At 41.7% G+C, this 25,582-nt stretch carries 19 protein-coding genes; 4 read left to right on the top strand and 15 right to left on the bottom strand.

The genetic code is table 11. The features are described 5' to 3' along the window. Positions 1-139 precede the first annotated feature (139 nt). Positions 140-517: a YraN family protein gene (locus tag K9N40_07875; GenBank protein MCF7814381.1), complete on the top strand. Its 378-nt coding sequence runs from the start codon at positions 140-142 to the stop codon at positions 515-517. Between the two features lie 13 nt (positions 518-530). Here the strand turns inward: K9N40_07875 and K9N40_07870 are convergent, their stop codons facing one another. Beyond that, the gene (locus tag K9N40_07870) at positions 531-1,838 is read right to left on the bottom strand and encodes a GWxTD domain-containing protein (GenBank protein MCF7814380.1); all 1,308 of its coding nucleotides are present in this window, start codon (positions 1,836-1,838) and stop codon (positions 531-533) included. 11 nt (positions 1,839-1,849) lie between these two features. Continuing rightward, entirely contained in the window at positions 1,850-5,302 is a 3,453-nt protein-coding gene (locus K9N40_07865) for a DNA polymerase III subunit alpha (GenBank protein MCF7814379.1), read from the bottom strand. Positions 5,303-5,630: 328 nt separating this feature from the next. Between K9N40_07865 and K9N40_07860 the strand changes: the two genes are divergently transcribed. From K9N40_07860 to K9N40_07850, 3 genes are all read left to right on the top strand, one after another. Continuing rightward, positions 5,631-6,074 carry a carboxypeptidase-like regulatory domain-containing protein gene (locus K9N40_07860; protein ID MCF7814378.1) on the top strand — a complete coding sequence of 148 codons (444 nt, stop codon included), beginning with the start codon at positions 5,631-5,633 and terminating at the stop codon, positions 6,072-6,074. 257 nt (positions 6,075-6,331) lie between these two features. After that, a complete protein-coding gene (locus tag K9N40_07855; GenBank protein MCF7814377.1) occupies positions 6,332-6,934 on the top strand; it encodes a TetR/AcrR family transcriptional regulator in 603 nt (200 codons plus the stop codon). Next, the gene (locus tag K9N40_07850; protein MCF7814376.1) at positions 6,927-10,097 is read left to right on the top strand and encodes a glutamate mutase L; all 3,171 of its coding nucleotides are present in this window, start codon (positions 6,927-6,929) and stop codon (positions 10,095-10,097) included. The genes K9N40_07855 and K9N40_07850 overlap by 8 nt, the downstream gene beginning before the upstream one ends. A 2-nt stretch (positions 10,098-10,099) precedes the next feature. On the opposite strand, the gene K9N40_07845 is transcribed toward K9N40_07850, so the two are convergent. From K9N40_07845 to K9N40_07785, 13 genes are all read right to left on the bottom strand, one after another. Continuing rightward, positions 10,100-10,468 carry a response regulator gene (locus tag K9N40_07845; protein MCF7814375.1) on the bottom strand — a complete coding sequence of 123 codons (369 nt, stop codon included), beginning with the start codon at positions 10,466-10,468 and terminating at the stop codon, positions 10,100-10,102. Between the two features lie 29 nt (positions 10,469-10,497). Next, the gene (locus tag K9N40_07840; protein MCF7814374.1) at positions 10,498-11,658 is read right to left on the bottom strand and encodes a response regulator; all 1,161 of its coding nucleotides are present in this window, start codon (positions 11,656-11,658) and stop codon (positions 10,498-10,500) included. Between the two features lie 17 nt (positions 11,659-11,675). Further along, entirely contained in the window at positions 11,676-12,035 is a 360-nt protein-coding gene (locus tag K9N40_07835) for a response regulator (protein MCF7814373.1), read from the bottom strand. Next, positions 12,028-14,199 carry a transporter substrate-binding domain-containing protein gene (locus tag K9N40_07830; GenBank protein ID MCF7814372.1) on the bottom strand — a complete coding sequence of 724 codons (2,172 nt, stop codon included), beginning with the start codon at positions 14,197-14,199 and terminating at the stop codon, positions 12,028-12,030. Before K9N40_07830 ends, K9N40_07835 begins: the two co-directional genes overlap by 8 nt. 161 nt (positions 14,200-14,360) lie before the next feature. Next, on the bottom strand, positions 14,361-15,449 hold the full coding sequence (gene ugpC, locus K9N40_07825; protein MCF7814371.1) for a sn-glycerol-3-phosphate ABC transporter ATP-binding protein UgpC: 1,089 nt from the start codon (positions 15,447-15,449) through the stop codon (positions 14,361-14,363). Positions 15,450-15,464: 15 nt separating this feature from the next. After that, positions 15,465-17,087, bottom strand: a complete 1,623-nt coding sequence (locus tag K9N40_07820) for an alpha-amylase (protein ID MCF7814370.1) — start codon at positions 17,085-17,087, stop codon at positions 15,465-15,467. A 208-nt stretch (positions 17,088-17,295) separates the two neighbouring features. Beyond that, entirely contained in the window at positions 17,296-18,342 is a 1,047-nt protein-coding gene (locus K9N40_07815; GenBank protein ID MCF7814369.1) for a hypothetical protein, read from the bottom strand. 59 nt (positions 18,343-18,401) lie between these two features. Then, positions 18,402-20,210 (bottom strand): hypothetical protein, encoded by a 1,809-nt coding sequence (locus K9N40_07810; GenBank protein ID MCF7814368.1) that lies wholly within the window; start codon positions 20,208-20,210, stop codon positions 18,402-18,404. Positions 20,211-20,265: 55 nt separating this feature from the next. Next, on the bottom strand, positions 20,266-21,096 hold the full coding sequence (locus tag K9N40_07805; GenBank protein MCF7814367.1) for a hypothetical protein: 831 nt from the start codon (positions 21,094-21,096) through the stop codon (positions 20,266-20,268). A gap of 41 nt (positions 21,097-21,137) precedes the next feature. Continuing rightward, positions 21,138-21,974: a sugar ABC transporter permease gene (locus tag K9N40_07800; GenBank protein MCF7814366.1), complete on the bottom strand. Its 837-nt coding sequence runs from the start codon at positions 21,972-21,974 to the stop codon at positions 21,138-21,140. Next, the gene (locus tag K9N40_07795) at positions 21,971-23,773 is read right to left on the bottom strand and encodes a sugar ABC transporter permease (GenBank protein ID MCF7814365.1); all 1,803 of its coding nucleotides are present in this window, start codon (positions 23,771-23,773) and stop codon (positions 21,971-21,973) included. Before K9N40_07795 ends, K9N40_07800 begins: the two co-directional genes overlap by 4 nt. Before the next feature lie 90 nt (positions 23,774-23,863). Beyond that, positions 23,864-24,085, bottom strand: a complete 222-nt coding sequence (locus K9N40_07790) for a four helix bundle protein (protein ID MCF7814364.1) — start codon at positions 24,083-24,085, stop codon at positions 23,864-23,866. A gap of 145 nt (positions 24,086-24,230) precedes the next feature. Further along, the gene (locus K9N40_07785; GenBank protein MCF7814363.1) at positions 24,231-25,421 is read right to left on the bottom strand and encodes an extracellular solute-binding protein; all 1,191 of its coding nucleotides are present in this window, start codon (positions 25,419-25,421) and stop codon (positions 24,231-24,233) included. Positions 25,422-25,582: the final 161 nt, after the last annotated feature.

Raw genomic sequence — 25,582 nt, 5'->3', positions numbered from 1 at the left:
TTCTACAAATTTTGAGTGTCTCGCTTTTTGAAAAAGTGCCTATTTTGCAACTACTTACAAAATCGGATTACAGAAAAACTACACCCTCCGATTCTAAACAATTGGTATTGTTTAACTTATAACAGGACAGTAGTGATTTATGAATAATAAAGAAAAAGCCTATTTAGGGAAATTCGGCGAAGAGCTGGCTGCAAATTTCTTATTATCAAATGGATATGAAATTCTCAAGAAAAATTATCACAGCCGATTTGGTGAGATAGATATCATAACTTTATTAGCTGACACAGTTATTTTCGTGGAGGTAAAACTGCGCTCTTCCAACCTGGATCAAGCAGTCAGCAGCGTTTCTGTAGCCAAGCAGAAGAAGCTGGTCAAAACTGCTCAGGATTATTTAGCCAGGCATCCCGAGCTGGAAGATCTGCCTACCAGATTCGATATAATCGCCATCATCAAAAATAAAAGAAGCTATGAGTTGAAGCACTTCCCTGATGCTTTCCTGCCCCGGGAATACTGGTAAGAATTATTCGGAACTATTCCAGAACTGTCGGGTCGAAATCGGTTCCCAGATAACTGTCCCAGTTGGGATAGGTGTTCTCTTTTTCATCGCCGGCGGAATAGATCAATTTATGATTACCGCTCATCTGCAGATCAACAAAGATGTAGGTAAGATTTTCTGTAGTTCTGTATTTCCAGATTTCATACTCCTTCTGGGTATATTTAGTATTGAGCCCGGTATTTCCTCGAATGATCTCATCCGGCTGGCCATGCCGTATATAAACTCTTCCCCGGTCTGTACTCCAGCCTTTTTCAAAGTGGTAGAAATGCTGATTGCAGTAGAGCACCCTTTCTTTTACCAGTTCAAAAAAGCTGTTCTCCTCGGCATCGATATCGGGATTATTAGTTGTCCAGAAACGCTCTATAAAAGCCAGCTTACCCGATTTGGAAAGGGTGGGCCAGCTGCGGGTCTGCTCCGAAGTAAGAAAATATGAGATCAGTTTGAACTCGTCTTCCAGCTCCACAAATAAACGCTGCGTGCTGATTTTATAGCTCTTGACGCTGAAAAAATCCTGCCGCAGATCAGTCAGAGTATCTGATCTGACCTGAATTTCGTACTCATAGAGCCCTTCCTCCAGGTCACTCAAAGCCATTTTATCCAGTCTGATCTTACGCTGGCTGGTCAGCTTCAGAGTTTCGGTCTCTTGAAAAATAAGGCTGTCGTGGTAGGAAAGGGTTTTGCTAATGGTATAGTCCTTTTCCTCAGAAAATGGATTATATAATTCCCAGTAAATATAATAATTATCTGTAATAGTTTTGTTATAAATATGACTCGGTATGACTCTATACAGATAACCTTCACGATGAAACTTCTGCAAAAAACTGGTTGTATCGGCACTGACATCGAGAGAGAATTCCAGATCGCTAAGCAGAGCTTTTGAGGGAAGCACTTCAAAATTGTAGTTCCAGTTGGAGCTCTCTTCGCTGTTCTTATCTATAAAGTTGACCAGCACTTCAAAATTTTTGGAAAGCGTAATCGATATCTTGTCGGTAAAATAGTCGCTGGATCTGGTCTTCTGCTTGTTGGAAACGATTATGGCGTTGGGAAAACCGTAATCATAAACGATCTTGTCGCCCTTTACCAGGTAGAATTCCACATCCAGAAGTGCTTCAAAACCATTGGGTGTTTTCAGGAATTCCAGGCTCTTGTAGGGAACCTGATAATTGATCTCTAGAATTGTATTTTTATTCTCATCCTGAAACCGGTTGGCATCGACAAATACATTTAAAGCCTGCATTGAAGCTGCTAAAATCAGCAGCAGAACAATCGCCTGTCTTCTCATTTTTTCCTCCGCTAGTTAAAGTTCAGATTGATGCGATAGGAGGCTCCTTCCACCTCTCTGAACAACTGTCTGATTCTCTGGTCCGGAAAGATCCTGAGTTGACGTGGATGCAGGTTCAATGCTTTATATTTGGCTGATTCAACAGCGATATGTACTCCAAACTTTCCGGGACTCTGTTTAAATAGATCGAGTAATTGCTTAGAAAATTCCTCAGTGAACCTAACCTCGGGAATTTTCACAAAGATCTCTCCCATCAGATGATGAGCCAGCTGGTCAAAGTTCATTACAAAGCGGGGAACTACACGCAGCATGGTTTCATTGCCATTGGAATAACCGGATTTCTTGCCCACGATGAAGAGAGATTTTCCTTCCTTCATCAGCGGCAGGTACCTCTCATATTCCTCGTTGAAAAGGGTAACCTCGAAAATGCCGGTAAGGTCTTCCAGCTTGACAATGGCAAAGGGAGAGCCTCTTCTGCCCTGTTTTTTTATTATTTCCGAAACTATTCCGGCTATGGAGATATTGGCTGGAACTTTTTCGGGATTTGCTTCGGCTGTTTCTGTATCGATATTGATAAATTCTTCTAACAATTCTTTGTACTGATTGAGCGGATGGCCCGACCAGTAAAATCCCAGAATTTCTTTTTCACGACGCAGTTTTTCATTCAAAGACCACTCTTTTTCAGAAGGCATTTCCGGGGTGAATTCAATCTCTTCATCATTTTCATCAGTCATGGTATCGAACAGCATTATCTGACCGCGTTTTTTCTCTGATTGCACTCCTGATGCATAGTTAAGAGCATTTTCGATAACTGTATATTTTTCATGCCGATTACCTTCCAGCTCATCCATAGCACCGGCGCAGATCAGACTTTCCAGAGTTGTTTTATTGGAGACCATAGTATCTACCCGGGAACAGAAATCGAAGATATTTTTAAATTCTCCATCTTTTTCACGTTCGGAAATGATCGCCTTGATGGCAGCTGCACCCACATTCTTGATAGCCTGCAAGCCAAATAAAATCCTTTTGCCCTGCACGGCAAATTCACACTGGCTTTTATTCAAATTGGGAGGAATCACCTCGATGCCCATGGATTTGCACTCCCCGATAAATTTCGTAACCTTGGTGGGGTCCTCTTCCAGAGAGAGAAGTGCAGCCATGAATTCCACCGGATAATGGGCTTTCAAATAGGCTGTCTGGAAGGCAATATAGGCATAGGCTGTGGCATGGCTTTTATTGAAGGCATAATTGGCAAAATCCTTCCAGTCATTCCAGATCTTTTCAATTACATGGGGTGGTACTCCATTGCGGGATGAGCCTTCCACAAATTTAACCTTCAAAAGATCCATGGTTTTCTGTTTCTTCTTACTGATTGCTTTTCGCAGTGTATCGGCTTCCGCTCCGGTCAATCCGCCCATTTCCCGGGCAATCTGCATCACCTGTTCCTGATAGACGGTAACTCCATAAGTCTCTTTCAGGGCATTTTCGGTCAGCTCATGCAGAAATGTTACCGGCTCGGTTCCATGCTTACGATTGATAAAATTTTCAATGAACTGCATGGGACCCGGACGATAAAGCGCTACCATGGCGATCAGGTCTTCAAAGACATTGGGCTTTAAGCTGCAGAGATATTTTTTCATGCCGTCCGATTCAAATTGAAAAACCCCGTCTGTGTGGCCCTGGGAAAGAAGTTCATAGGTTTTTTCATCTTTGATATCAACCTGGTCAATATCGATTTCCACATCCTGAGACTGTTTGATCAGTTTTACTGCTTTTTTGATCAGGGTCAGGGTCTTCAAACCCAGAAAATCCATTTTCAATATTTTCAGATCATCCAGCCAGCGGCCTTCATATTGAACCAGCACTGCCAGCTCGCCACCTTTTTGATTGTTTGTGGCCAAGGGAACATAATTGGATAGTTTTCCCGGTCCGATCACAACACCGGCTGCATGAACTCCAATATGACGAATCAAGCCTTCCAGAACTTTGGAATGGGTCAAAATGGAAGTTTTGTCATCATCTTCGGCCATTTTATCAGCAAATTCTCTGGACTGTTTTACAGCATCTTCTAATGTTACTTTCGGTCCGCCAGGAATAAGTTTTGTAATCTCATTGGCAACTGAGGCTGGAACTTCCATAACCCGAGCAACATCTTTGATCACCGATTTAGCTTTCAAGGTTCCAAAGGTGATGATCTGAGCTACACTTTCCCGACCGTATTTTTCGATCACATATTCGATGATCTTGCCCCGTCCTTCAGCACAGAAATCAATATCGATATCCGGCATTCCAATTCGATCGGGATTTAAAAACCGTTCAAAGAAAAGACCGTATTTTATAGGTTCAATAGTTGTGATTCCCAAAAGATATGAGACCACACTACCCACAGCAGAACCACGTCCCGGTCCCACCGGTACATCCATTTTCCGGGCAGCATCGATAAAATCCTTTACGATCAAAAAATATTCTTCATAGCCCATTTTACGAATAACAGATAGTTCATAATCAATTCTTTCTTTCAATTCATCTGTAACTTCGGGATATTTCCTGGTTGCAGCATCATAACAGAGATGGCGAATATATTCGGTGTGATTCTTGAATTCGGGAGGATGCTCTATCCTGGGAAAAAGAAAATCATTATAATCCAATTCGCAATTTATCTGGTCAGCAATTTTTACTGTATTATCATAAGCTTCCGGGATATCCGGGAAAAGCTGGCGCATCTCTTCTTCGGTCTTGAAGTAAAGCTGATTTGTATTGTATTTCATGCGGTTGGTATCGGCAAAGGTTTTACCGGTTTGAATGCACAGAAGAACATCATGCGCTTCCGAATCTTCTTTTTTCAGATAGTGGCAGTCGTTGGTAACCACCAAAGGTGTATCTGTCTGCTCAGCCAGTTTTATCAAAAGCGGCTGAACTTTTCTTTCATCATCCAGACCATGATCCTGCAGTTCAATATAGAATCTGTCGGGAAAGGTTGCTTTAAAGAATTCCACAGTTTTTTGAGCTTTGGCTTCCTGACCGCTTAAAAGCAGATGAGGTATTTCACCTTTCAGACAGGCAGAAAGGCAGATGATGCCTTCCGAATATTTCTGCAAGAGGGATTTGCTGATACGCGGTTTATAATAAAATCCTTTAAGAAAAGCTTTGGAGGAAAGTTTCATCAGGTTTTTATAGCCCTGCAGGTCAGCTGCCAAGAGCACCAGGTGATGACGAATATCACTCTTGTTCTGATCCGAATCCAGCTCATGATTGATAATATAAGTTTCGATGCCGATTATAGGTTTGATGCCTTCCTTTCTGGCTCTCGTATAAAAATCTATGGTACCGAACATATTGCCGTGATCGGTCATGGCAACTGCTTTCATACCATACTCTTTGGCCATAGTGATCATTTTGTCAACACGACAGGCACCGTCTAATAAACTATATTGTGTGTGGTTGTGCAGGTGAACAAAAGCCATTACAAAATTTCCCTCTTATCCCAAATTTTTCTTATAATTTCACCGGATATTTTTTATTTCAAAAACGAGGTGTCAAGGAGAATGGGAAGAAGAAAAAAACAGCAAATCAATAAATATTTTGTAAGCTGTCTACAGGGTAGAGATTAGCGGAAAATTAATGCAGAAAATAATTTTCTTCCTAAAATGTAATTTCACATTATTCATTTCTGCCAGTTTAATTCCTATTATATTTCACACTGTAAAATAATTTCTGCAAAAACTTGACAGAATTTAACGGACGGCAGATTTTAGCAATATTAAATAAGTGTTAGTAAAAATTGGAGGATAAATGAGAAAAATCGTTTTGATGTTAAGTATGCTGCTCAGTGCAGCTCTTCTGATATCGGTAACCGTTGATGGTTATGTTACAGATGCTGATACCGGAGTTGCCATAGAAGGTGCTTACGTGCGTTTCGTCTTGATCGATGCCGGCACTGGTGGCGGTTGCGGCGGTGGCAACGGTGGTAACGGCGGCAATGGCGGTAATGGTGGTAACTGTGGTGGTGGTACCTGTGGTAGTGTTATTACATCTACGACTGATGCCAATGGTTATTATGAAATAGTTGATGTCGAGCCGGGTATTTATGACGGCAGAGCCAATAAGCCTGGTTCTTATCCCATGGTCTTGATCGAAGATATCGAAATTAATGATGATATCAGCGTTGATTTTGAATTGACGGAAGGTGGCTGTAGCGGTCTGGGTGATTTTAGAACCGAATCTAAAGGCCGTTAAAAGAAATAGATTAAAATTGCAAAAGCGGAGGAACGTTCCTCCGCTTTTTTATTTGTCCTGATTAATCTTCCAGGCTTTCCAGTTTTCTGTTCATGATTCTTTCTTTAAATTTTAAAATGCCTGTAACTGGTAATGATATGGCAACCTTTACATACAATTTCCGACTTCAAGTGAAACTGCTACTTAAATTTTTCATTTGACAGTTTTTTCAAGCCTCATAATTTCGGTGAGTATTCACTCAGTGAAAAGGAGGGCGCGTGAATAAAAGACAGTTTCAAAAGCAGAAAACCAGGCAACATATTCTGAAGGTTGCCAGGCAGGAACTGATCAGAAACGGTTTTCTGAACGCTACCACAGCTGCCATCGCGCAAAAGGCAGAAGTGGCTCACGGCACACTTTTTCTGCATTTTAAAAACAAGAACATGCTTATCCTGGAAATACTGGATAAGGAGCTCAGTGAGATAAACCGCAGTATTCAGAAAGTGATAGTTTCTGCCGGCGATTTTGAGCAGATGCTGCTGGTCTACCTAAACGAATTACAAAGATCGGAAGACCTGTTTTCGGTACTGGCTCGGGAACTGCCTTTCTACTCACCTGAACTGCGCCGCATGATCCTGTTTCGACAATCGATTATTCGCGAACATTTTCATAAATTCCTGACAGAAAAAATCGCCGCCGGATTATATGAAAAGATCAAGATACCTTCTGCTCTGAATTTCTTCTTTGGAACCCTGAATTATTACTTGAGTTTAAAAAATATTTTTGTAAAAGATAGCAGTGTGATCGAAAAATTCAAAACCGAAATAATTGAGACCTTTTTAGCAATTTTAACCAAAAGAGAGGAAATGGAAGATGAATAAATTACATATCTGTGAAAGCTGCGGCAAAGTTATGAAAGATGCCCCTGATTTTGCCGATGGTAAAATAGGCAGTAAATTATGCAGCAGCTGTACCGACGAATTCGGCTACCAGAAACGCTATTCTCAGGTACTGAAAGAGACCCGGGAAAAACTGCAGGAGCAGATGGGGATTTCCGATTCAGAAGCAAAGCTGATGGCCAGAGAAAATGTTGCCAAGATTCCCTTCTGGGCTCAGAAAAATGAGCTTCTTAAATCTAAAAAAAAACTGATAATCACCGATGTAGGCAGCACCACCACCAAAGCCCTGTTCCTGCAGAAATCCCAGTCCGGCGATTTTCTCATCAGGGCTATAGAACATGCCGGGACCACGGTGGAAAAACCACTGGAAGATGTGAATATCGGAGTTTTTCAGGCAATTCGCAAAATTGAGAAAAAAATGGAGATCTCGCTTCTGGCTGCCAATGCTACCCAGGCCAATCCCAGATTTAATGACGACACTTTATACATTTCTACCAGCAGTGCCGGCGGAGGCTTACAGATCCTGGTGATCGGGCTGACCATGTTCGATAGCGCCAGCAGTGGAAAACGCTGTGCCTACGGAGCCGGTGGCGTTATCTTAGACACCTTTGCTATCGATGATAAGCGCAGCAGTCTGGAACAGATGCAGGCCATGGGTGTTTTGCATCCCGATATAATCTTGATGTCCGGCGGTATAGATGGCGGAGCTGTTGCTTCGCTTTTACGTATGGGAGAGATCCTGCAGCTTTCCAACCCCAAACCTAAATTCGGTGAAAAGGATGAAATACCCCTCATTTTTGCCGGCAATAAAGATGCCCAGATGTTTGTAGCCGGGCTTTTCCAGAAGCGTTTCGAGCTTTATATCGTACCCAATATTCGTCCCACCCTTACAGATGAGAATCTGGAACCTGCCCGGGAGAAGATCCACAAACTTTTCATGGAAAACGTGATGGAGCAGGCTCCGGGTTACAGAAACCTGAAAAAGCTGGTTTCCGATGCCATCATTCCCACCCCGACGGGAGTAATTCAGGCTCTGCAGCTGGTCAGCGAAAAACTGGATGAGAATGTGATGGCGGTGGATATCGGTGGAGCTACCACGGATGTTTTTTCCAATATTATGGGAGAATATTTTCGCACTGTAAGTGCCAATTATGGTATGAGCTACAGCATTTCCAATGTGCAGAAAGATGCCGGACGGAACAAGATAACCCGCTGGTTGCCGGCAAAGATCGCTGAAAATTATGCTCGAAACTATATTGCCAACAAAATGCTCTATCCCACTTTTATTGCCAAAAACTCCCTGCAGATGGCGATCGAACACGCTGTTGCCCGGGAGGCGATAAGCATGAGTAAAAAACAGCATATGGAGATGAACTTCAACACCAAACAGATCGGCTTTTTAGATAAGATAAAATCGTCTCGCACAGACCTGGGAAAGATCACGGAGACCTTCTATTTCGAACAGGCTCTGGAAGCTAAAAAATTCCACATGCACGATATCAATATTCTGATCGGTTCCGGAGGTGTACTGGCCAAAACTGAAAATCAGAATCAGGCTTTTGTTATCATCTACGACGGTTTCAAGCCGGAAGGCATTACCGAGATCTGGCGGGATCGTCACTTTATCTCTCCTCACCTGGGCAAATTGGCTGCTGTGGATGAATCTCTGGCGGCTGCCCTTCTGGAAGATGAATGTTTTGATAAAGTCGGCCTTGCTCTTCGTCCTCTGGGCAAAAAGTGGAAACAGGGCCAAGCTGTCATGAAATTGAAGATTGCAGATAAAAAATATGATGTAAAAGTGGGAGATGTCATCTTCCTGGAAAATGAGAAGAGGCTTGAAAAAACAGTGGAAGTTGTTATGAATAAAGGCTTCTATCTGAAACCCGATAGGCAGGAATTCAAATTCAAGAGCGACCTCCCCATCTTTATCGATGCTGCCCTGGAACTTGATTTTGACAAGGAAAACAATGTGCTGCAGCTTTATGATTTTGCTGAAGCTCCAGGCTTGATCGCAGATGATTTTCTGTCCTTTACCCAGCAGAAAAAGATCGAGACGGGAAAATTGAAGCACAAAGTTGAACTTCCCTATGCCGGCAGTATCAACGTGAAGATCGGAGACAAAGTGCAGACTGAAACCGTGATTGGCGAGAATCTGTTCGATCCGCCCCGCGTTTATGTGATCACTCTTTACGACAAGAGTTATCTGAACCTTAATCCAGACAATCTGGAAAAATCTTTGCGCATCAAAGAAGGAGAAGAGGTAAAATACGGACAGCGCATCGCTGAAATCGGCAACCGCACGCTTCTGGATGAATTCCGCTTTCAGCACTACTATTTCGACTCTCCGGTGCGCGGCAGGGTGGAAAAGATCAATATCGATTCCGGCACTATCATCATGCGGGAAATTCAGGATTATTCTTACAAACCGAAAAAGATCAAGGTGGCAAAAAAACTGAATGTGAAACCCCACAACATTGTAGGTTATATGAAAAAGAGCCTTAATGATTTTGTCTACGCCGGTGATATCATCGCCAGTAAGATCATCGATGTGGGAGAAACCCGACATCCGATGCTGGTCTCAGCTCCCAATACGGGAACCATCAAAGAGATCAATAAAGAGACCGGAACTGTTATTGTCCAATATGATAAAGAGCCCTATCAGCGTCAGGCTGGCATCAGTGGAGAAGTCATCTCTATTCAAGATAAACATTCCGCTACCATCGAGTTTGAAGGAAGCTGTTTAAACGGTATTATCGGGTTTGGAAGCGAAGCCTGGGGTAAAATCAAATTTCTGGAGAAACAAGCTGAAATATCCAAAGCAGCCGACAGTGATATTGTGGTTTTTGCCGGCAAAATCGATCTTGCCTTCCTGCAAAAAGCAGTAGATAAAAAAGTAAGTGGAGTGGTGGCTGCTTCCATCGATAAGGCAGATCTTGTAAAATTCATCGGAGATGAGATCGGCGTGGCATTAACCGGTAATGAAGCAATACCCTTTCCCCTGATTTTAACAGAAGGATTCGGAGAATTTTCTATGTTCCAGGATTACGCTGAATTTCTGCAGCAGAATAATGGAAAATCAGTTTACATTAACGGACACACCCAGATAAGAGCAGGAGTGGTAAGACCGAAAATAATTATCAGTTAATCTCAGCTGATCTTCTGCAAAAGATCTAAGATATCTTCCACTTCTACCGGTTTTTCCAGAAAACCGATCGGATTTAGCTTCAACGCTTCTGCTTTGATCTCGGGAGTTACATAACCGGTCATAAAGATGATAAACTTGGAAATATCTTGGCATTTGTCAGATTTTGCCACATCCAATCCAGTCATCTCGCCAGCCAGCCTGATATCCAGCAACACCAGATCGGGACATTCTTCACAAATAATACAAACAGCTTCTTCGCCGGTAGAAACCGGCGTTAGAAGTTGAAAACCCAAACTTTCCAGATCATGCTTCAGAGACAAGGCAATGATGGTTTCATCTTCCACGATTAAAATCTTTTTCTTATTACTCATTATCACCTCTTTCCAAAGCAAAAATATTATTAAACTCGTTCACAGTAACTTTCATCTTTTATCTTGATCTGCCAGCTTGTACCACCATCTACAAGGTATTTGATCTCCCCATTCATCTGATTGGAAATGATGCTGTCAACAATCACCAGACCCAGGTTATCATCGGAATTCATATCGAAATCTTCGGGCAAACCAATTCCGTCATCCTGAACTGAAAACAAAATAAAGTTCTTATCACTCTGCTCCACTTTTATATGAATAGTTCCCTTTTCCCGGTTGGGAAAAGCATGTTCGATAGCATTGATCAGCAGTTCATTCAGAACGAAACCCAGTGGAATGGCAGTATCTAACAGTACAGCGATATCAGTAATTTCATAAGATATCGTTATCTCTTTATTTTTTGGACAGAATTTGTTTCTGATATAGTTTATAAGATCAATAAAATAATCTTTGAGACTGAGATGAGAAAGGTCATTAGACTCATAAAGTTTGCGGTGAACCAGAGCTGTAGATTTGATCTTGCTGTTAATGTCTTTGACGATTTTCAGCCATTTCTCATCGAGAACCCGAGCAGAATACAATTTCAACATGGAGCTGATAACCTGCATGTTATTGAGGGTACGATGATAAAGTTCCCTGAGCAGTACCTCCTTTTCTGCCACCATTTTTTTCAATTCTACTTCCACTTTCTCCCTTTTTTCGATCTCCTCTTCCAGCCGGTCGATCTTATGTTCCAGTTTCTGGATCAATCTTTCATTATACAGTTTGTAAATATCTGCTTCCCGCTTCAAGGTCAATTCGGAAGGTGAATACTTTCCTGTTGCGATCTTTTGACACAGATCATCAATTTCTTTGAGCAGCAATTCCGGTTCCATCGGCTTGCGCAAAAAAAGATCGGCTCCCAGTCCCAAAGCAAATTTTTCATCTTTTTTATCCACATAAGTAGCGGTATAAAATACAAAAGGAATATTTTTTCTTTTTTTATCACGCTTCAAGATCTGGCAGAATTTGAAACCATCCATTTCCGGCATCAAAATGTCGCTGATGATCATATCGACCTTATTTTTTTCCAGAAGATCGAGAGCTTCCCTGCCGTGTATGGCAGAAATGACTTCATACTTTCTGCCTTCCAGCAATAGTTTCAGGAGATATCGAGCATCCTGCTTATCATCTACTATCAAAATTTTCATGATTTCCTCGCAATAAATTACAAATACTTTTCCAATTCGGGCACAAAATTCTCGGGATTTATCGGTTTTTCCATATAACCATCACATCCTGCATTCAAGGCTTTTTCCCGATCTCCGGGCATAGCATAAGAAGTTAAAGCAACTATTTTTAGATTTTTACCCTTTTCCTGAGCTCTGATTCGTCTGGTCGCTTCCAGGCCATTGATATCCGGCAGCTGCACATCCATGATCACCAGGTCGGGCAGCTTTTGCAGAGCCAGATCGACACCCAATTGCCCTTCTTTGGCAATGATCACTTCATGATTATGTTTTTCCAGCATATACCTTATCAAATAGAGATTTGCTTCGTTGTCTTCGACCAATAAGATCCTACTCATCTGTCTCCTCCTGCTCAATTGCAGAAAATAATTTTAATTTATTTTGCGGTAATACAACGGTAAAGGTCGAACCCTTTCCAAATTCACTTTTCACGGAAATTTTGCCTTCCAACAGAGTTGTAAGCTTTTCGCTCAAATGCAATCCCAAGCCGGTCCCATCATGTTTTTTGGTCAGTGTAGCATCAATTTGCTGAAAAGGTTCAAACAGCTTTTTCATGTCTTTTTGTTTGATGCCGCATCCTTCATCCTGCACCCAGAATTCGATTTGTTCATCAAGCTGTTTTGCACCAATTGTGATGCTTCCTTCATCTGTAAATTTCTCTGCATTACTCATCAAATTTAACAAAATCTGTTTCAATCGGCGCCGATCGGTGAACATGATAAGTTTGTCAGCAATATCACAGATCAATTTCACACCCTTTCCCTCCGCCTTTGGTTTTATATATTGTACCGCTTCATCTATCAATTCATTCACTGAAATTTTTTCAATTTCCAATTCCACTTTATTTGCTTCAATCTTGGAAATATCCAGAATATCATTGATCAAGTCCAATAAATGGCTGGCACTTTTTTTCACGATTTCCAACTGCTTTCTTTGTTCAGCGGTAAGATCTCCCACCATGCCCATCAGCAGAATTCCGGTAAAACCGATGATGGAATTTAGCGGTGTACGAAGTTCATGACTCATGCTGGCCAGGAAAATAGACTTCAGTTTATCTGCTTCCAGAAGCTCACGATTGGCTTTTTCCAATTCTTCAGTTTTTTGCTGTAAATCCTGCGTTCTGGTTTCCACCAAGTCTTCCAGATGTTTGCGATGCAATTCCAATTGCTTCTCCACCTTCATGCGATCATCAATATCCAGAATTACGCCCTGCCAGCGGATAAAACCATTTGGCAATTTGCGAACCCTACCGATAGATCGAAACCATTTGATCTTATTACCTGACAATTTTACCCGATATTCAAAATCGAAAGCTCTATTACCTTTTTCTATTTCGGATGATAGCTTTTGAATTCTGTCTTTGTCTTCATCTACAATATAATCAAAGAAACTATTATAATCCTGTTCGATTGCCGTTCCCACTTCTTCGCCCAGAAATTCCTGATTGCGGGAAGTTTTGATGATCGGCAGTCTATTTCCCCGTTCATCCACATCGTATATATAAACCATACCCGGAATATTTTCTACAAAATTTCGGTATATTTCCCGGCTTTCCTTCAGCTCCTGATGTGTTGACTGATGCATTTTGACCTCTTCGGTCAATTGCCTGTTTGTTTGCTGAAGTGTTTCGGTCTGTTTGCGAATCTGCCATTTCAATATCAGATATACCGCCATAAACCCAAGCAGCAAAGTGGATAGAATTATAATTATTGTAAAAATCCAGTTTGGTAACTTTTTTTCAGGATAAAGATTATACTTAATCAGGATATCATAATATTCAGAATCCATATTTTCCTGCATTTCGAGAAGATTCTTATCGATTTCCGGGATGAGTTTTTGGGCAAATTGGTTATCTTTCGGGAAGGCAAATCTCAATTGGGTTGGAAAGAAGATAATGTCACTTTTTTTCACGTCGTATTCATCCTGAAAAGCAGCTCCGAAATCACGATTGGTCACCCCTGCATCAACCTTTCTTTTATCGATCAGATCGAACACCTGATAATAATCATCTACTTCGACAAATGTGCTGTTAATTCCATAACGTTTAACTAAATTGTAGATTCCATCTTCGCCGTTGGTGAGAATACTGTTACGCATCACAGCGATTTTTTTGTTCTGCAGATCCAGAACAGAATTGACTTCCAGCCCGGGTACAACGTAAACACTACCCCAACTTATGATTACAGATTCACTGCAGAAATCGAAACTCTTTTCCCGCGCTTCCGAATAAGCCACATCCACCATGATATCGATTTCGGCATTTTGCAGCCGCTGCAGACACTGATCCCAGCTGCCAGGCACATATTCAAGCTGCCACTTCTCTCGGGAGGCGATCAATTGTAATACTTCCGGGAAGATTCCAGCTACTTCTTTATTCTCCTGCCTGAAAACCTTAGGATAGTTTTCGTAAACTCCAACCCTGACTGTAATACCATTTTCCTGTGAGAATAAACCAAAAATGAAAAATAAGAGACTAATTACGAATTTCCAGTTTCTCTTCATCGGCACTCTCCATTGATAATAAACACACTAAATCAACATGATTTAAAATGTTCACTTACAATTTAAGTTAGTGAAAGTTTCCCAGTCAAAGATAAAAAATATCAGCTGAAAGCTAAGCCGATCTGAGAAATTCAAATCAGCTTTAAGCTTAATAACTTTATTTATAAATCATAATTGATGGATTCTTCTGTTTCCAGATCGAAGAAATGGGCATATTCCATTTTGAAGGAAATCGGCACCTTTTCACCGGGCTTGGTTAAAATTCTTTCTTCCTCACGCAGCAGGAATTTATTGTCTTTTATAGCACAGAAAAAGATGATCTCATTGCCCATGGGTTCTACCACTTCCACCAGCGCTTTGGTTTTTGCTTCCTTTTCGATTTTTATGTTTTCAGGACGAATACCCATCATCACTTCTCTGTCGAGATGATTCTTCAATTTATCATGAAACTGCGGCGGCACATTCTGTGAAATTCCGGGTGCTACAAAATTGATCCCGTCTTTTTTTTCCAGCTTTCCTTTAATAAAATTCATGGACGGGCTGCCGATAAAACCGGCAACGAACATGTTTTTGGGATGGTCATAAAGGTTGAGTGGAGTATCCACCTGCTGAATGAGTCCTTCGTGTAAAACAGCTATTCTATCGCCCATGGTCATTGCTTCCACCTGATCGTGCGTCACATAGATGATGGTTGTATTCAGTCGTTTATGCAGTTTACTGATCTCGGCCCGCATCTGCACGCGCAGTTTGGCATCCAGGTTGGAAAGCGGCTCGTCGAACAAGAATACTTCGGGATGGCGCACGATGGCTCTTCCCAGGGCAACACGTTGACGCTGCCCTCCGGAAAGTGCTTTTGGTTTACGTTCCAGAAGATCTTCCAAACCAAGGATTTCAGCAGCTTCTCCTACCAGTTTTTTGATCTCTGGTTTGGGAAGTTTGCGCAGTTTCAGGCCATAAGCCATATTATTGAAAACCGTCATATGCGGATAGAGAGCATAATTCTGGAAAACCATAGCGATGTCTCTGTCTTTGGGAGGAACATCATTCACCACACGATCACCTATGTAAATCTTGCCGGAGGTGATCTCTTCCAAACCGGCGATCATGCGCAAAGTTGTCGATTTTCCACAACCGGAAGGCCCCACCAGCACCATGAATTCCTTATCGGCAATTGTCAGATCATTGTCTTTGACCACGTGAACTTTGCCGTCGAAAATTTTATTAACTTTTTCCAATACTACTTTTGCCATTTATTCCTCCCACATCTAATCTTCCATAATAATTCTTTTTTGCAACAAATATACTTTTAAGGCATTTTTATCGGGAACCTGCAGCTTTATCTGATCCTGCCATCTGCCCTCAAAATCAATTTGCAATCTGGTGATTTTTGCTGCTGCAGGTTCAGTTAAAATATTATAATCTGCCTCCACCAGACCGGTTGGTTGTGATGGCAGCAGAAGATCGGATAAATCATTGCTGAAGTTATAAATCAGTATAACGACATCATTCTGATAAATACGAAGTAGTACAAGTATGTCGTCACGATCACAATTCAATATTTGAGTTGTTCCTCGTCTGAGTGCTGGATGTTCAGTTCGCAATGTAATCATTTTCCGATAAACTCGCCAAAGCGAATTTTCGTCTTTTTGCTGATCTTCCATATTATATTCAGAATAATTATCATTCACAGAATGCCAGGGTTCCGCAGAACTGAAGCCGGCAAACTCAGTGCTATTCCATTGCATAGGTGTGCGGATATCAGGATCGGGTTTAGCGCCTGTCATACCGATCTCTTCACCATAATAAATAAACGGAATTCCCGGCAGGGTCAGCAAAATGGAAGCTGCAAATTTGGCCTTTTCCACATTAAATGCCAGTTGATTCAGCACCCGGTTCTGATCATGATTGGTGAGGAAAGTGCCGTATTGCAGGTAGGGATAAATCTCATTTATTTCAGCTAATTTGTATTTAAGTAAATCCGCATCAGCATTATTCACAGCAGAAATTATCGTATTGGCCAGATCGAACTCAAAACAGAAATCAAAACGATTATCCAGATATTTTACAACGATGTCCGAGCTGTCCCAGGCTTCGCCCACCGTCATGGCATCGGGATTGATTCCTTTATAAAAATCGTGAAACTCTCGCCACCAGGTAAAAGTTTCCGGTACATTTTCCATCACTGCACCATCTTCGTAAATGTGTTTCACTGCATCACAGCGGAAGCCATCCACTTTCATCTCGCTCAACCAGAATTTGGCAATATCTTTCATCTCTTTGCGAACTGCTTTGTTCTCGTAGTTCAGATCGGGCATTCCGCCCCAGAACAGTCCAAAATAATATTCACCATTCGCTTCATGCCACACCGGCTGGTTCCAGGGTCCCAGATAGGAAGGTTTATTGTGCTTCCAGCGGAACCATCTTTTAAAATAGGCATCGCTGGCTTTGGCTTTTATGAACCAGGGATGCTGGCTGGAACAGTGATTCATCACAAAATCAACGATAACTTTTATTCCGCGCCTGTGACATTCATCCATCAACAATTGAAAATCTGCATTGGTACCATAATCTTCTTCGATATGTTGGTAATCAGTTACATCGTAGCCGTGATAGCTGGGAGACTGGCAGACCGGCATCAGCCAGATTCCGCTAATTCCCAGATCGCTGAATGTTTCAGGATTTCCATCATTCAGATAATCCAGTTTGGAAATGAGTCCCTGCAGATCACCGATTCCATCGCCGTCGCTGTCGGCAAAACTGCGCACGAAAATTTCGTAGAAAACAGTATCATTCCACCAGTAGGTTTTGCCGGATTGAGGAATAATATCATTCGACCAGACAGTAAGGAAACAGAACACGAAAACAACCAAAAATGTAATTAATTTCATATACTCAAATCCTAAAATAAACTTGTCCTCTTTGGAAAGAGGGCACAAAATTAATCCCGTGGAATCCAATGAATATTCTACTGGAAGGGGGTTTGTCATATTCTGTCTGAGAGCTATTTTGTTTCAAAATCTCAACATTAATCATAAATCTACCAAACCCCTCTCCGGCAGCTGCCGGATCTCCCCTTACAAAGGAGAGCTTTTTTCTCTATTCCTGCCAGATCCTTACTTTCATTCCTGCCTTGATCTCATAAATATCATCTTCACTGGTGAAACTTGCAATGGAAAGTCCGGGAAAGACATCCTGAACTTCCACGATATATTGATTTTCTATTATTAATTTTGTTCCTGCCTCCACACCCTGATCGGTTCCCAGATCGACCACGACCTTATCTTCTGACACCTGCTTTACTTCGCCGATTGTTTCATTGGAGCGCAGCTTGGAACCAAATGGATAAACAGCTTCGACAACGACATAAGTTTTGTTTTCCACATCATAATCGTGCAGGATCTTTTTTTGCGATTGAAAAGGCGGAGTTATCATATCAATCACATTGGGATTGTAGCGGAAATAGAGAGTTCCATGCCCACCGCCAAAATTGAAAAGAGATGATGATGCTTTGATTTCCATCGTGTAATTATTCTTCTTAACGGTTGTGGTTACATCATGACAGAACATCATAACAGCAAAGCCCCAATCCTCTTGGATCTTGCCTAAAAAGTTCTTAGAAATTTTTACCGAAATCTCTTGTTTATCACTGGAAATCTTTATCTTATCAGGAACTGCAATTCTGGGAAGAAATACTTCCTGATTACGCTGGATACTGGCTCGAAACTTCTGTGGCAGCGAGCTGAAAACAACAGCCCTTTCCCAGGCACTTTCAGGAGCAATGGTAACGTTTGTTCCATTTATGGTTTCTGTCAGGCCGGAATTCATCTTATGATCGGTATCGATATAGATCTGAACCAGGGGGAAGATGAAATCATCGGGAATACCGTATTTGTATCCGAATTCATCATATTCCACATAATCCACCTTTCCTCTGATCCTTACCACAAACTTATAATAATTCCCCACCTCTTCGATGCGAAAGCTCTCCATATCAAAGAGTCCTTCTGTGAACATCGTATGTTCGGGATAAGTTACTTTACCATCACCATAATCATCACCAATATCATCCTGCAATTCTATTAAAACTTCTGCTGCCAGAAAGAAGGTTTGTATCATTAAAAGTACTATTAATATTTTTTTCAATTTTTCACCTAAAAAACTTCGGGCTGCAGCAAGAGCTGCAACCCGAAATAATCATTTCTTTACTGAAATTTTACTTCAAATGCGGCATGGATCGTGTTGGAAGAAAGATCAAATTCATCTGTTGTATCATCTTGATCATCATAAGAGTAGATCTTATGTTCTCCTCTCAGCCAGAAATCAAATCCACCCATGTTGTAAACCCATTTGTGTCCGATCACGATCTGATTCCATTCCATATCTGTTTCGCCACCAACTTCGTCGGTAACCATCTGGTAAGCTGGATAGAATTCGAAACCGATGGTATTGGTGAGTTGTTTTCCAACCATTGGCTTAACAACCATCGCCGTTGTGGCCATATCATCAGTATCAATATCACCATCAAAACCATCTTCCCACATACCATAATCAAAGTCGAATCCCCAGTTCCAGCCAGCCAGGCGTCCGCTCAAGCCAAGATCAAATACCATTCCGGTAAATTCGTGAGCAGGCATGTACATTGTTCCAGAACCTTCATAAAGATCGTCTTCCACATCTGTGTCTCCACCTGTATTATCGGTTCTACCCAGATAGTTGAACTGACCTTTAATCGTCATGATATCCAGATCGTGCTGAAGATCTAAAGTTGCTCCCCAGTAGCCGACAGGAGATTCAACCAGATCTTCGCCCAGTCTCAAGTTTTCATTATCGCGGAATTCATGACGAACAGCATTCTGATCGCTGTCCCACAAGAATGCGTTTAAACCAAGTCTTTCGCCATAGGTATTGCGCATTGCATCGATACCGCCTTTGATCATCAGCATATCATCTTCACGTCGACTGCCCCAGAAGGAAGTATAGTTGTGATTGATGTAGAAGAACTGGAAACTTGGTGTTAATCCCATATCAAAAGGATCTGTTGTTCTTAAAGTAAAAACTCCACTGGGAGCACCAACATTGGCATACATGGGAACCGGTTCCCAAAAGCCATAACCATCAATGATATTGTCTTCATCCATATCCAGGCTATCATTAGCAGCTGAGATTGTGTACATGAGGTTGAAATCAAGGCTCATAACATCAGAAACATCCCATTTTTCATTTAATCCAAAACCAAAGTTCTGATATATTTCCTTAGTAGACATAATCCCGTTGGGATCTTCATCTCCGATTCCGTTGTAATTGGGATTTTCCATATCTTCCGGATCGAACTCTGTGTCGGCGAACCAGAAAGCATCAAAAGCTAAATTATGAGTGTCCATCAACATAGTGTTTAAGTTGAAAGCCCAGGTTCCATCTTCAGCTTTGAAATCACCGGTATTCCAGTTCCAACCCTGCCAGTTGGGCTGCCAGACTCGAATCAAGTTCCAGTTAATCTCACCAAAATGTCCACGAGCGTAGATACCTTTTGTATTATCACGGTCGATATAACGGCGATCGGCCATGAACCACTTGCTGAATGCCAGACCCATGGGAGTTCCCAACTGGATCTGATCAATAAACTTACATCCGGGCATCAGATCAATGCGGAAACCACGCAATTTGAACCAGCCGGTATTGGCATCCCAGTAAGTCTGCCAGGCAGAAGCATTTGCTTCTACACTGCTGTTGCCATCATCTGCATCCCAGATAGTCTTCATACGCAGATATGCTTTCACATATTTACTGATGGAAGCATTAACTTCAAACTGTACTTCCGAGCGCATGAAATTTCCTTTGTGAACATCTGCTCTGCCACCATTCCAGGGTGTTTCTGTATGTGCACCCATCGAGGCAATACCATCTGTCCAGCGAAACTGGTTGTAAATGGTTGTACCAACATCGATTCTGGTCTGTGCAAACATCCATGATGCCAGCATTACCAGTAAAACAACAACTAACGTTTTTCTCATTTAACCCTCCTGTTTTTGAGTTTTTTTTCTTTTTATTGGATATTCCAATTTTCTATCATTCACTGGGATAAACCAGTCTAATTGTTGTCAGTTTATCCTGGGATGTATCTACCGGATCCATGCCGCTTTCCCAATCGTCCAGCATGTCATATTGGATTGCTTCTTCATCATCTGAGCCGTCAGCATTATCCACGAACATATCCATCACGTTGGGATCGCCGGCTCCATCGGCACCATTACCGAAGCGATGCTGACCTTCATATTCATTCACGCGACGCATCAGAACTAACCAATCTCCGGGAAATCCGGTAGCGCTCAGCATTAGAATGCCATAACCCCACTTTGTAATATCTACATTTTCGTCCACGCCCAGATCGGCTTTTTTTACAGTTGCCTTGAGTGATTTGCCAATCGGTTTGATCTTGGAAGGCAACACGATATCATCTTTCATATGTGCGGCTTTCAGCTTTATCTCACCATTGATCTTGGGAACAGTGTGTGGATCGATAAAGACAACCTTTTCCCAGGCATCTTTAGAATCGACCAGTACTTGGGTTCCCGGAATAGTTTCGGTTCTGCCCGAACCTTCCACATGATCAAAATCGAGATAGATCTGCAATTGCTGCACATCCCAGTAATCACCCCAGTTAAATGTAACCGGAGCATTGAAGGTTATTTTAAAATCAATTTCATCCCCCTTGTCTTCGATCGATGCTTTCAAGAGATCGAACGATCCCGATACATAGATCGGATCGGTGGGATAAATGTAGTTTCCCGGTCCTTTGTCATCACCTCTCGGGTCTTTGAATTCTATTTCCGTTTTGGCCAATAGAACCGTGGTAATGAACAAAAAACTAAGAAGCAACAAAAACACTTTTTTCTTCATACACATCCTCCTTTTAGAGATTCTTTTACTCTAATTAATAATTATCCTTTTACTCCTCCTGCTGTAAGACCGCTCACCAGGAATTTCTGGAAAGCCATGAAAAGTGCTACAACAGGAATTGCGACTAGTAATGATGAGGCAGCAAAACTTCCCCATTCCGCACCAAACTCTCCTACCATCTGCCGCAAACCGATAGGCAGGGTGTATTTCGATTCTGAATCCAGGAATGTGGCTGCCAGAATAAATTCATTCCAGGCTGTCATGAAGGAAAATAATCCTGTAATGGCAATCGATGGTTTACTGAGCGGCAGGATTATCTCCCAGAAAATCCGACCCTTGGAAGCTCCATCGATGGTAGCTGATTCTTCCAGCGAGATGGGAATTGTATCGAAATAACCTTTCAGTACCCAGATGGAAAAAGGCAGTGCTGTGGTAGAGTAGATGATCACCAAGCCCCAGATCGAGCCATAAAGATGCAGGATTTCCGAGATCAGAATAAACTGCGGAATGATCATCAGCACGCCGGGAAACATCTGCGTTACCAGCAATGACAGCATACCTGTTTTCTGTCCGGGAAATTTGAAACGCGAGAAAGCATAGGCGGCTGTGGTGGCCAGAAACAAACTGGAAATCACCGTAACAAAAGAAACTATGATCGAATTGCGCAGCCAGGTCATGAAAGGTTTATCATAAAATACTGCTCTGAAATTATCCAGATTTATATTATCGGGAATCAGGCTGAGATTTGTGGAAAGCAGTGATTTCCCGCCAAAGGCAACTTTCAGTACCCAGAGCACAGGATAGATCGTGATTATTGTAACCAAAATCAAAATCAGATAAGTTACAAATTTTCGAGTTTTAGAATCGGAACCGATCATTCATACACCCCCTCGGAAGCACGTGATATTTTGTTCGTCCAGAATCCATAAACAAACAGCAGAACGAAAATCACAATGCAATAAGCCGCCGCATAACCGTAGCGATATTGTTCAAAAGCAATTTTATAGGCATCGGTTATCAGCAGTTCGGTAGCTCCGTCCGGTCCACCGCCGGAAACCAGGTAGATCACATTAAACTGGTTGAACGTCCAGATTGTACCCAGAATTACAGCGGGAACCATGGCTGGTTTCAAAAGCGGAAAAGTGACGTTCCAAAAAGCCTGCCAGCGACTGGAACCATCGATAGCACTTGCTTCATAAAGTTCTTTGGGAATGCTTTGCAAAGCACCCAGCGCAATGATCATCATGAAGGGAAATCCCAGCCAGACGTTGGTAGCCAGATTTGCCAGGAAAGCGGTGTGTGCCTGCGTGAACCAACTGATCGGTTCGATGCCGAAGAGTTCCAGAAAACCGTTCACGGCACCAAACTGTTTATGGAACATTCCGCGCCAGATGAGAGCCGTTATATAGCTGGGAATCGCCCAGGGCAGAATGAGCAGAATCCGGAAAACCGTGCGTCCTTTCAATTGCGGATTATTTAATACCAAAGCCAAACCCACTCCGATCGAAACGTGCAGAACCACATTGATAATAGTCCATAAAATGGTGTGCACCAGCGTGTAATAAAAATTATGCGGATCGTTGAAATCGATGATCTTGAGAATATCAACGAAGTTCCAGAAAGAGTAATTCTGCAGATTGCCGAAATATTCGATCAGATTTCCGCCGAAATCATTCAATCCATAATTGGTAAAGCCAATTAAAAATCCATAAACAAAGGGAAAGAACACCAGCAGGAAAACACCGAACATGGCAGGAGCAATGTAGGAATAAGCCATTTTAAAACGAATAATGGATGCCAGCATTTTTTCGAATAACCCCGATAGAATAAAGAGAATAAACAAGCCGCCGATAACCGATAAAGTGATATTCCAGGTTTGGATGGAGCCACGAATGAGCGTCTGCCAGTCTGGTGTTTGCAGATCGAGATCAGGCAGAAGATGATGTAATTGCTGCTGCAAATCAAGTTGATATTGTTCCAGGTTCAGCAGCCACAATCTGTGATTATTTTCCAGTTGAGAAGCAATGTTGTTATTTATCAACAAGACCATCAAAATAAATAAAATCAGACTGATATATGCGCTGTAGCGGGGAATAAATTTTTCCAGCAGCACTGCTATCACGAAGAAGAGAGCGATCGAGATGATCATCAGCATTTGATTGGCCTGAACCGGCATTTTAGTCTGGAATTTAATATCATAAACTACAAATCCGATCAGTTTTTTCCCATCAAAAATACCGTAATAAGATGTATAGCTGGTATAATCACCTTTTTCCTCTTCCGATTTCTGCCAGATGAAATGAGAATCTTTCACTTGCGGATCGTAGTTTTTTGCCACTTCCCGCTGCCGGTCGAAGATCTCTTTGGTAATTTGCCCGTCAATCATTTCCACCTCGGAATGAGCCACAAAATCCCGCTTCTGCACCACCGCCATGGAATTGATATCCTGATTATTTGCCAGCAGCAGTTTCAAAACTTCCTGCAAAGCGGCAAAAGACTCCGGCTCCTGCGGTTTATAAGCTGCTTCTATCGTTTGAATATCGGTCTTTGTAAGATCCAGCGTGTAGCGGACATTCTGGTGGTGCAGCGAATTGGACAGCAATTTACCCATCAACAGATAAAACAGCAGCAGAATTACAGCCAGTGCTATAATTCGCCAGGATAAATGAAGTTTCATATTACCTCACCATGTTCAAATCACAAATTCCAAACAACAAATCACAAATAAATTCAAAATTCGAAATAGATAGAAATTTATAATCATTATTTAGATTTCTCCAAAATTGATGAAAATATCTTTTTTGCTCAGAGATTCATTTGCTTCAATATAGTTAGCTCCCACAGATCCTGAAGATTTGATAACCTGTTTTCCATCTTCATAGTTCGCTGTTGTTTGGGGCAATGTTTTCACAAATAGTCGTACATTTTTCGCAATAATGAATGTCCTTTCTTCCAAGTCATAAACTTTCTTTTTTGGAATATCAGTCATATTGGAATTCATAATTAATTTGTTTCTAATTTAGTTTTTTGATCATTGAAATATATTTGAAATTTGGCATTTGTCTTTTGGAATTTAATACCCATGATTCCAAAAAATAAACTTTCTATTATTCCAAATATCATTTTTTCCAAAATTACTTGATATATCCCGCTGCTTTCAAAGTGGTCATCACTTTTTCCTGAGCTTCATCCAGAACTTCTTTGGGATCTTTGCCGTTCACAGCCGCATTGATGGCGGTGGAAGCAGGCGACCAGACGGACGTCATCTGCGGAATGCTGGGCATGGGTCGGGAATTTTCGATCTGAGCTTTGAATTTGGGCAGATATTTATCGTTCTTCACTTGCGGTTTTTCGTAAACAGATTTCAGCGCAACCGGCTGATTTCCCACTGTGGCAAAAATGAAAGCAGCTTCTTCGCTGATGAGAAATTCCATAACTTCAAAGGCTTCATCTTTGTTTTCAGATTTGGCAGACATCATGATGCCTTCCGAACTCATAAAAGGAATAGCAGGATTGCCAACTTCGCTGATTATCGGCAGCAGTTCCACTTCGTGGGGAACGCCGTCGATCTCACCGCGAAACCAGGGACCGCTGATGACCATTGCTGCTTTTCCTTCATTATAAAGAGTAGTAACCAGTACATTGGAAACTTCCGGTGGAACGATCTTTTCCTTCAAAAACAAATCCTGGGCAAACTGGAAGGAACGGATATTTTCCGCTGAATTCAGTACGGGAATATCGTTATCATTAAAAATCTTACCACCAAAACCCTGCAGCCAGCAGGCATGATAATAGAAATTGGCAATTTCATAGACCAGTCCGTATTTGCCATTGGCAGCATCGGTGTGTTTATGTGCCAGAGCGATCATTTCGTCAGTAGTTTTGGGAGGAGATTTGATAATATTGGGATTGTAAAAGAGGATTATCGATTTCAAGCTCATCGGCAAACCATACATCGAACCATCGTAAAGCATCGGTTCCCAGGCACCTTCCACAAAATTTCCGCTGATATCTTCTTCCAGATAAAAATCGATCGGTTCGATAATATCTGCTTCTACCCAACCTCCAATTCTATCGTGGGCAAAAATGAAAATATCCGGACCTTTTCCGCGCGGAATGGCAGCGGTAATTTTATCGGGAAATGCATCGTAGGGAATTCCCAAAGCCTTGATCTTTACATCAGTATGAGATTTGTTGAAATTTTCCACAACCTGCATCACGGCTTCTTTTTCGTTACCGCGATAGGAGTGCCACAACGTTACTTCAGTTTGAGCAAACAACAAAATTGAAATAAACAGAAAAATTAATACTAAGGTTCTTTTCATCTATACCTCCCCTTTATTTTTGTGGTTCTGTAACACAAAACCTTCTTTTTTTTACTCTAACTTATTATTTTCTATACAAATAAATCATGCTGGGAAAATCTCCCCCAAAAAATTAGAGTCCAGGCCAATTCCTGAGAGAGATAATCCCATGAAAATTATTG

The organism is Candidatus Cloacimonadota bacterium (assembly GCA_021734245.1).
Taxonomy (GTDB): Bacteria; Cloacimonadota; Cloacimonadia; order Cloacimonadales; family TCS61; genus B137-G9.
The sequence above is the reverse complement of the archived record's forward strand: the minus strand, read 5'-3'. Positions and strand labels throughout refer to the sequence as shown.